Consider the following 8,256-nt stretch of genomic DNA (forward strand, 5'->3'; position numbering starts at 1 on the left):
AGGACCCGCCGTGAGGCGCGCCCTGGAGGCCATTTCTCCTCGCGGGAGAGACCGGCAAATAAGCCGGCGCCGAAGGCGCAACCGCCCCGGAAACGCTCAGGCCAAGGGACCGCGAGAGAGACAAACGCTGGAAAGCGGGTGCGCGTGTCAGTGCGATCACCCCACCGACGGAGCAAGCCGCGCGGGCTCTTCCCTCGCGATGGCGGAATCTCTCAGGTTATCGGGACAGCGGGGGCAACAGCTTGCGGGCCCGGACCGGGTCTGCAGGAAACAGTTGCTTGCAAGGACCCGATGGCCATGGCCGACACAGAAACACTTTCCAAAACTCCGCTCCACGCCCTGCATGTCGAGCTCGGCGGCAAAATGGTGCCCTTCGCCGGATATGACATGCCGGTGCAATACCCGCTGGGCATTATGGGCGAGCACAAGCATTGCCGCGCCAAGGCCGGCCTGTTCGATGTCTCCCATATGGGCCAGGCGCGCTACAGCGGTGATGAAAGCGCGCTGGAAGCGCTGGTCACGGCGGATCTATCCGAGCTCGGTGCCGGCGAGCAGAAATACACCCTCTTGCTCAATGAGCGTGGCGGCGTCCGTGATGACCTTATGGTGTCGCGCCCGTTCAAGGGTGAAGAGACGCTCTTCCTCGTCGTCAATGCGGCGACCAAGGATGATGATTTCGCTCATATCGAAGCCAATACCGCCGGCAAGGGCACACTGACCCGAATCACTGACCGCGCGCTGCTGGCGCTGCAGGGGCCGGAAGCCAAGGACGTCATGACGCGTCTTTGCCCGGCCGCATGCGAGATGGTGTTCATGCAGGCCGGCGTTTTCGAGCTGGACGGCGTTGAGGTCTACATCTCCCGTTCCGGCTATACCGGCGAGGACGGGTTCGAGATTTCCATCCCGCAAGCCGACGCCGTGCGCATTGCCAAATTGCTTCTGGCCCAGGACGAGGTTGAAGCGATTGGTCTGGGCGCCCGCGACAGCCTGCGCCTGGAAGCGGGTCTTTGCCTTTATGGCCATGACATGGACGAGAACCGAACTCCGGTTGAAGCCGCGCTGATCTGGGCCCTGGCCAAGACGCGCCGCGAGCGCGGGGATTTCCCGGGTGCTGACGTGATCGCGCAGCAGCTGGAAGAGAAAACCTGCCAGAAACGCATCGGCCTGACGCTGGAAGGCGCGCCGGCGCGTGAGGGCGCAGAGATCGCCGACAAGGACGGCAATGTAATCGGCGTGGTGACCTCCGGGGGCTTCGGCCCGACCGTCGAGGGTCCGGTCGCCATGGGCTATGTCGAACGCGGCTATGTCAAAGTGGGCACTGAGCTGGACATCCTGGTGCGCGGTCGCGCCCGTCCGGCCGTGGTCACCAAAATGCCGTTCGTTCCGAACAATTTCTATCGGGGCTGAGCTGAATGATCGCTGACCGCGAAACCCTTTCTTCCTCCTCGCCTTTGATGGGCGAGGTGGCCCGGCAGGCCGGGCCGGAGTGGGTGCGCGGCGAAGCCGCAATTGAAAGCCCGGCTGTTCGTTTTATTTGCGCCTGCGGCGCTCACCCTATCCGCCCCGGAACACGTCCGGGGCACCTTTCCCGTCTAGGGAAAGGAGGACGTTTTCAATCTCTCTTCAAGGGGCAGGAGATCAAGCCATGACCACGCGTTACACCGAAGACCATGAATGGATCACCGTTGAGGGCGATGTCGCCACTGTCGGTATTACGGCCTATGCCGCCGAACAGCTTGGCGATGTGGTCTTTGTAGAACTGCCGGAAGTCGGCAAGACCTTCAAAAAAGGCGACGAGTTCGCCGTTGTTGAATCCGTGAAAGCCGCATCCGAAGTCTACGCCCCGGTTGATGGCGAGATTGTCGGCGTCAATGACGACCTCGATGGCGAGCCGGCCAAGGTCAATGAAGACGCCACCGGCGGCGGCTGGTTTGCCAAGTTCAAGCTGGCCGATGCGTCCCAGCTCGAAGGCCTGATGGACGAAGACGCCTACAAGGCGCACATCGCGTAAGGACAGAACCTCAATGCGTTACCTCCCCCACACAGACACAGACCGGAAAGCGATGCTCGAGGCCATCGGCGTTGCTTCCATCGATGATCTGTTCACCGATGTGCCCGAAGCAGCACGTCTGGACGGGCTGATCGATCTGCCGACCAAGCAGGGTGAACTCCAGGTCGAGCGCGCCATGGCGGCGATGTCGAACCAGAATGTCTCGGCCTCGTCGGTGCCGTTCTTTGTGGGGGCGGGTGCCTATAAACACCACATCCCGGCAACCGTGGATCACCTGATCCAGCGGTCCGAATTCCTCACCGCCTACACGCCGTACCAGCCGGAGATTTCCCAGGGCACTTTGCAGACCCTGTTCGAATTCCAGACCCAGGTGGCCCAGCTGACCGGCATGGATGTGGCCAATGCCTCCATGTATGACGGCTCGACCGCCTGTGCCGAAGCCGTGATGATGGCGGCGCGCGTGACCAAGCGCGACAAGGCCGTCATGGCCGGCACGGTGCACCCGCATTATGTCGAAGCGAGCAAGACGCTGGCGAAATACTCCTCCGTCTCCATCGAGGTCACCGAGCCGGAGCTGGACAGCCTCGACAAGGTCATCGCCGCGATCGACGAGAACACGGCCTGTGTCGTCGTGCAGACCCCGGATATTTTCGGCCAGCTGCACGACCTGCGCGAGATTTCCCGCATCGCCCACGAAAAAGGCGCGCTGGTGATCGCCGCCTTTACCGAGGTGGTCGCGCTGGGTCTGACCGAGGCGCCCGGCGCCATGGGCGCGGATATCGCGGTTGGCGAAGGCCAGTCCATCGGTGTCGGCCTCAATTTCGGCGGACCTTATGTGGGCCTCTTCGCCTGTAAGGATGATCGCCGCTTCATCCGCCAGATGCCGGGCCGCCTGGCTGGCGAAACGGTGGATGCCGATGGCCGCCGCGGTTTCGTGCTCACCCTGTCGACGCGCGAGCAGCATATCCGCCGCGACAAAGCGACGTCGAACATCTGTACCAATTCCGGCCTCTGTGCCCTAGCCTTCACCATCCACATGACGCTGCTGGGTGAGAAGGGTTTCCGCCAGATGGCCCAGCTCAGCCATGAAAACGCCTGCGCCCTGGCCGACGCGCTTGATGCGGTCGAGGGTGTCGACGTGGTCAATGACGCCTTCTTCAACGAGTTCGCGGTACGCCTGCCGGGCAATGCGGCCGATATCGTCGAGAAGCTGGCCAAGGTCGGCGTGCTTGGCGGTGTCCCGGCCAGCCGGCTTTATCCGGGCCAGTTCGAGGACATCCTCCTCGTTGCGGCTACCGAAGTGAATACGCAGGCGGATATCGAGATTTTCGCCAAAGCGCTTGGAGGTGTCCTCTAATGCCGATGAACACGCAGGGACGTCCGACCCGTATCGCGGACAATATTGCTACTGGCGGCTATGCCGAGACGACGTCGGGCTCGAAGGGTCTGGAGCAGTCTGAAGCGCTGATCTATGAGCGCGGCTCGGTCGAGCAGTGCGGTGTGGACCTGCCCGAGCCGAAAGGCACGGCAACGCGCCTGGGCGGTCTGGAGCGCAAGAGCGAGCTGGGCATGCCGGGCCTCTCCGAGCCGGAGACCATGCGCCATTATGTGCGCCTGTCGCGGAAGAATTACGCCATCGATCTGGGTCTCTACCCGCTCGGTTCGTGCACGATGAAGCACAATCCGCGTCTCAACGAGAAAATGGCTCGTCTTCCGGGCTTTGCCGATGTCCACCCGATGCAGCCGGCCTCGACCGTGCAGGGCGCCTATGCCGTCATCGGCGAGCTGGCCCATTGGCTGATGACGCTGTGCGGCATGTCCGGCGTGGCGATGTCGCCGAAAGCCGGTGCCCATGGCGAGTTTTGCGGCATGATGGCGATCCGCGCCAAGCTTGATGCGGACGGCCAGTCCCACCGCCGCCGCGTGCTGGTGCCGGAATCGGCGCATGGCACCAATCCGGCCACGGCTGTGCAGTGCGGCTTCACTGTTGACGAGATCCCGGCTGATGAAACCGGCCGCGTCGATATGGAGGCCTTCAAGGCCAAGCTCGGCGATGATGTCGCCGGTATCATGCTGACCAACCCGAACACGTGCGGCCTGTTCGAACGCGATATCCGCGAGATCGCCGACCTGATCCACGAGGCGGGCGGCTATTTCTACTGCGATGGCGCCAATTTCAACGCCATTGTCGGCCGTGTCCGCCCGGGTGATCTCGGCGTTGATGCCATGCACATCAATCTGCACAAGACCTTCTCCACCCCGCATGGCGGCGGTGGCCCCGGTTCCGGCCCGACGGTGCTGTCCGATGCGCTGGCACCGTTTGCGCCGGTTCCCTATGTCGTCCTCAAGGACAAGCATTGGGAACTGGTCGAGCATGAAGCCGATGCCGAAGGCCAGCCCTTTGGCCGTATGGCTGCTTTCCACGGCCAGATGGGCATGTTCACCCGCGCCCTGACCTACATGATGAGCCACGGCTCTGACGGTCTGAAACAGGTGGCCGAGGACGCGGTTCTCAATGCCAACTATATCCAGGCCCGCCTCAAGCACGTCATGACCCCGGCCTTTGATGGGATCTGCATGCACGAAGCCCTGTTCGACGACCGCTTCCTTAAGGATACCGGCGTCACCACGCTCGATTTCGCCAAGGCGATGATCGATGAGGGCTATCACCCGATGACCATGTATTTCCCGCTGGTCGTCCATGGTGCGATGCTGATCGAGCCGACCGAGACCGAGAGCAAGTCCGGCCTCGATCGCTTCATCGATACGCTGGAAGCCCTCTCCCTGGCGGCCAAGGCCGGCGAGGTCGAGCGCTTCCAGGCTGCACCCGTGCACGCACCGACCAAGCGTCTCGACGAGACCAAGGCGGCCCGCCAGCCGGTCCTGCGCTGGACCGCTCCGGCTGCGGAAGAGCCGATCGCCGCGGAGTAATCCCCGGCTTGGACCAATGAGACAGGCGCTCACCTCGCGGTGGGCGCCTTTTTCTTTTTGATTTTCAGCAAATACCGCTGAAATCCGCTGTGTCGCCGCAAGCCGGAGTTTACGCCAGCAGGCGAGTTGACTTGATTGCACACCCCTCACGCGTGTATCGCGTCATGACGATGCCTATTGAGCGCCCAGAAGCGGTCATGATGGGCTGCTAGGGGACACGCATGCCATCTTCCATGTCCACCTCTTCCCGTTTGAGTTTCCGGCGGCCCGGTTGGGGCACGCGCCTGCGTTTGATCCTGCTGGCTGTGGGCGGGGTTTATCTGACCCTGGCGGCGGCCCTCTGGTTCAATCAGAAAGACCTTCTCTACCACCCCTCCAGCGAGCAGGTCTTGCCGCGCGAGGCCTGGATCGCGCCGGTCCGCATCCCGACACCCGATGGTGAGCGTCTGGTCGGTTGGTACAGCGAGCCGGAGCCGGGCTGTCCGACCATGCTTTTCTTCGACGGCAATGCGGGGCGGCCGGAGATCCAGAGTGGCCGCTGGCGCCGGATGCAGGAGCAGGGTGTGGGTTTCCTGGCTGTTTATTATCGTGGCTATTCCGGCTCTACCGGTTCGCCCTCAGAGGCGGGGCTGCATCTCGATGCCCAGGCCGGGCTGGCTTGGCTGATGCGACGCGGGATCGAATCGACGGACGTGGTGGTGCACGGCTTCTCCCTCGGCTCTGGCCCGGCGACCCGGCTCGCCGCCACCAACGCCGTCGGCGCGCTGGTTCTGGAAGCTCCCTACAGCTCGATGAGCGCGCTGGTGGCTGAGAAGCTTCCGCTCTTTCCCTACGACCTGATCCTGCAAAACCGTTTCCGCTCTGATGAGTGGATCAGTGCGCTGGATGAGCCGGTACTTATGGTACACGGCACCGAGGACCGGCTGGTGCCGATGCATCATTCCGACCGGCTGATGGCACAGGCCCCAGAGCCCAGCGAGCTGGTGCGTATTGATGGGGCAGATCATGCCACCCTGGTCCGCGATGGTCTCTATGAGGCGGTCTGGCCCTTCCTGGAACGTCACTGGACCGGCTCACGCGAGCCGGGCCGGAATTGCGCGATAATCCCCGGCGCCCAGCGCCCGGAAATCCAGGTCGAAGCGCGCATCAGCCAGGCTCACGAGTAATTTATGAGCCCCGGGCAATGGCGGATGCAGACGCACCCTTTCCATTTCGCTTCGCTGCGCCCATATCTTTCGTCAGCAAAGGGGAATCGGGTGAACCGGTGCGCTTTTGCCACAGCGCGTAAACGACCTGCATGCGGTGCCCCAATTTGGGCGCTTTTAACTCGCATTCGGGGCTAGTTTACGAATTAAGTGTTAGCTGTCCTGCCGCGCGCACCAAGACGCGCTTTTAACAACAGGACGGGGATGGAGATGGTTTCGGCCATGAATGAGCAGCTCGACGGATTGGCACGTTCGAATGCCCTCGGCGCGGTTATCGTGCTGGTCATTCGCGCCATTGCCGTGGCGCTCGGCCTCGGACTGATGGCGATTGCCGTCCCGGTCGGCCTGCTGACGCCCATCCTGCCCATCGGAGCCATGATCGGCTTCCTTGGCCTCGTTCTCGTCGCCGCCGCATCCAAGACCCTGCATGCCTGGATTACCAAGACGCTGAAGCGTTACCCCTGGCTCTGGAAGCGCGTGCGCTGGGCCTTCGGCGAAAAGGACCAGCCGTCCGACGCTGAAGCGGATGGCACCCGCCGTATCGGCTAACTACCCTTTGTCTCATGACCGACCGCCACCGGCGGACTGTTTGGCCGGGCCGGGCATCGCCGCTGCATGAAGCTGCGCGCTTGGCCCAGTGCCGGATGAGCTGTGTTGCCGGCAGAGGACGGTCCGGGAGCCGGTGAGGCGGCATCCGGATTGGTGTCGCTCAGGGCCAGCCTTCGCCCAGCCTCTCCATGCCGATGAAGACGCGCTTGGCAAAAGCCGCGAAAAAAGCCCGGAGCGGCTGGCTCCGGGCTTTGATCTGTTTGGCTGAAAGCGCGTCCTAGTTCAGGCGGTCGCCTGCAACCTTGATATCCGCGTCGACGATCTTGTTCAGATCGGTCTTTTTCAGCTTGGTCTTGAGGATGTCCTCGGCCGCAGCAGCGGCCAGTTCGGCAGCGGCTGCTTTGACTTCGGCAGCGGCCTGGGCCTCGGCCTGGGCAATACGCTGCTCGGCCATGGCTGCGCGACGCTCGAGGCGATCGGTCAGTTCCTTGCGGCTTTCTTCCTTGAGGATCTTCGCTTCGGCCTTGGCCTGGGCGATGATGCTCTCGGCTTCTGCCTCTGCCTCACGCTGCTTGCGCTGGTAGGAAGCCAGCAGTTCAGCCGCTTCCTCGCGCAGACGTTTGGCATCGTCGAGCTCGGTCTTGATCGCATCAGCACGATCGTCAAGCGATTTCGCGATCGTCTTGAACACGCCGAGATAGGCGAGCAGAACGAAGAAGGCGATCAGAGCCAGGAAAGCGTAGAAGGACGGGTCACCGAGAAGGTAGGTCACCAGATCCGTTTCTGCGCCGTAGCCGTCTTCAGAAGGTGCAATACGCATTTGCCTAAGCTCCCTTCATGGCGCCGTCGACGGCCTTGCCGGCGTCGTCGTCGCTGATCTCGACATTGGCCAGGGCCGTGACAGCCGCGGCGGTTGCCGTTGCTGCAATACCGCGAACTTCGGCAAACGCCTTGTCCTTGGCAGCCCGGATAGAGGCTTCGGCAGCGGCCTGCTTTTCAGCCAGCTCGGCCTCAACAGCCGCGCTTTCCTTGGCCAGCTCCTTGTCCAGGGCGGCACGGGTATCAGCAGCGATACCGTGGGCCTTGGCGCGGGCTTCTGCCAGGGACTGCTCATAAGCTTCGCCGGCCGCTTCCGCGTCCGCCTTGGCTTTGGCTGCCTCGTCCAGATCGTCAGCGATACGATCGCGACGGTCTTCAATCGTCGTTTTCAGCTTCGGCAGGATAAAACGATCGAGCGCGAAGTAGAGAACAACGAAGCTGATCGCGAGCCAGAAAAGCTGCGACGGGAAATATGTCGGGTCGAAGGGTGGGAATACGCCAGAAGCGGCTTCCGCGCCTTCTTGTTCCGGTGCGAGCGCCATCGAACGCCTGCTCCTATGTCAAATGCCCTGTGAGGGGCCAGTGTGTATGGCGGCCGCCATCGACCGCCACACGAACCTGATTTTAGCCGAACAGGGCCAGCAGGGCGATGAGCAGGGAGAAGATGCCCAGTGCCTCGGTCACGGCGAAGCCGAAGATCAGGTTACCGAACTGCTGCTGAGCAGCAGACGGGTTGCGCAT

At 62.7% G+C, this 8,256-nt stretch carries 9 protein-coding genes, 1 pseudogene and 1 riboswitch; of the genes and pseudogenes, 7 read left to right on the forward strand and 3 right to left on the reverse strand.

The annotated features are described in order from the left end of the window. Window positions 1-32 precede the first annotated feature (32 nt). A riboswitch (glycine riboswitch) is annotated at window positions 33-122 on the forward strand. Between the two features lie 175 nt (window positions 123-297). The 7 genes from gcvT to Q1V57_RS05020 all read left to right on the forward strand — a co-directional run bounded on the left by gcvT (window position 298) and on the right by Q1V57_RS05020 (window position 6,696). Then, a complete protein-coding gene (gene gcvT / locus Q1V57_RS04990) occupies window positions 298-1,407 on the forward strand; it encodes a glycine cleavage system aminomethyltransferase GcvT (protein WP_300528183.1) in 1,110 nt (369 codons plus the stop codon). A gap of 5 nt (window positions 1,408-1,412) precedes the next feature. Then, a complete protein-coding gene (locus Q1V57_RS04995; RefSeq protein ID WP_300528185.1) occupies window positions 1,413-1,649 on the forward strand; it encodes a hypothetical protein in 237 nt (78 codons plus the stop codon). Continuing rightward, the gene (gene gcvH / locus Q1V57_RS05000) at window positions 1,646-2,011 is read left to right on the forward strand and encodes a glycine cleavage system protein GcvH (RefSeq protein ID WP_300528188.1); all 366 of its coding nucleotides are present in this window, start codon (window positions 1,646-1,648) and stop codon (window positions 2,009-2,011) included. Before Q1V57_RS04995 ends, gcvH begins: the two co-directional genes overlap by 4 nt. 13 nt (window positions 2,012-2,024) lie before the next feature. Then, window positions 2,025-3,368 (forward strand): aminomethyl-transferring glycine dehydrogenase subunit GcvPA, encoded by a 1,344-nt coding sequence (gcvPA, locus tag Q1V57_RS05005; protein WP_300528190.1) that lies wholly within the window; start codon window positions 2,025-2,027, stop codon window positions 3,366-3,368. Beyond that, complete coding sequence (gene gcvPB, locus Q1V57_RS05010; RefSeq protein WP_300528193.1) at window positions 3,368-4,942, forward strand: aminomethyl-transferring glycine dehydrogenase subunit GcvPB; 1,575 nt, start codon at window positions 3,368-3,370, stop codon at window positions 4,940-4,942. The genes gcvPA and gcvPB overlap by 1 nt, the downstream gene beginning before the upstream one ends. A 221-nt stretch (window positions 4,943-5,163) precedes the next feature. Further along, a complete protein-coding gene (locus tag Q1V57_RS05015) occupies window positions 5,164-6,108 on the forward strand; it encodes a hypothetical protein (protein ID WP_300528196.1) in 945 nt (314 codons plus the stop codon). A 261-nt stretch (window positions 6,109-6,369) separates the two neighbouring features. Continuing rightward, window positions 6,370-6,696: a hypothetical protein gene (locus Q1V57_RS05020; RefSeq protein ID WP_300528199.1), complete on the forward strand. Its 327-nt coding sequence runs from the start codon at window positions 6,370-6,372 to the stop codon at window positions 6,694-6,696. A 277-nt stretch (window positions 6,697-6,973) separates the two neighbouring features. Here the strand turns inward: Q1V57_RS05020 and Q1V57_RS05025 are convergent, their stop codons facing one another. The 3 genes and pseudogenes from Q1V57_RS05025 to Q1V57_RS05035 form a co-directional block, all read right to left on the reverse strand. Continuing rightward, window positions 6,974-7,516: a F0F1 ATP synthase subunit B gene (locus Q1V57_RS05025; RefSeq protein WP_300528201.1), complete on the reverse strand. Its 543-nt coding sequence runs from the start codon at window positions 7,514-7,516 to the stop codon at window positions 6,974-6,976. A gap of 4 nt (window positions 7,517-7,520) precedes the next feature. Beyond that, window positions 7,521-8,057 carry a F0F1 ATP synthase subunit B' gene (locus tag Q1V57_RS05030; protein ID WP_300528203.1) on the reverse strand — a complete coding sequence of 179 codons (537 nt, stop codon included), beginning with the start codon at window positions 8,055-8,057 and terminating at the stop codon, window positions 7,521-7,523. An 82-nt stretch (window positions 8,058-8,139) separates the two neighbouring features. Next, a pseudogene (locus tag Q1V57_RS05035) lies at window positions 8,140-8,256 on the reverse strand (ATP F0F1 synthase subunit C); the annotation flags it as partial.

This window comes from Maricaulis sp. (assembly GCF_030149425.1).
Taxonomy (GTDB): Bacteria; Pseudomonadota; Alphaproteobacteria; order Caulobacterales; family Maricaulaceae; genus Maricaulis.

Coding starts and splice junctions, on each gene's coding strand:
- gcvT (WP_300528183.1), top strand. CDS start 298: ATGGCCGACACAGAAACACTTTCCAAAACTCCGCTCCACGCCCTGCAT.
- Q1V57_RS04995 (WP_300528185.1), top strand. CDS start 1,413: ATGATCGCTGACCGCGAAACCCTTTCTTCCTCCTCGCCTTTGATGGGC.
- gcvH (WP_300528188.1), top strand. CDS start 1,646: ATGACCACGCGTTACACCGAAGACCATGAATGGATCACCGTTGAGGGC.
- gcvPA (WP_300528190.1), top strand. CDS start 2,025: ATGCGTTACCTCCCCCACACAGACACAGACCGGAAAGCGATGCTCGAG.
- gcvPB (WP_300528193.1), top strand. CDS start 3,368: ATGCCGATGAACACGCAGGGACGTCCGACCCGTATCGCGGACAATATT.
- Q1V57_RS05015 (WP_300528196.1), top strand. CDS start 5,164: ATGCCATCTTCCATGTCCACCTCTTCCCGTTTGAGTTTCCGGCGGCCC.
- Q1V57_RS05020 (WP_300528199.1), top strand. CDS start 6,370: ATGAATGAGCAGCTCGACGGATTGGCACGTTCGAATGCCCTCGGCGCG.
- Q1V57_RS05025 (WP_300528201.1), bottom strand. CDS start 7,516: ATGCGTATTGCACCTTCTGAAGACGGCTACGGCGCAGAAACGGATCTG.
- Q1V57_RS05030 (WP_300528203.1), bottom strand. CDS start 8,057: ATGGCGCTCGCACCGGAACAAGAAGGCGCGGAAGCCGCTTCTGGCGTA.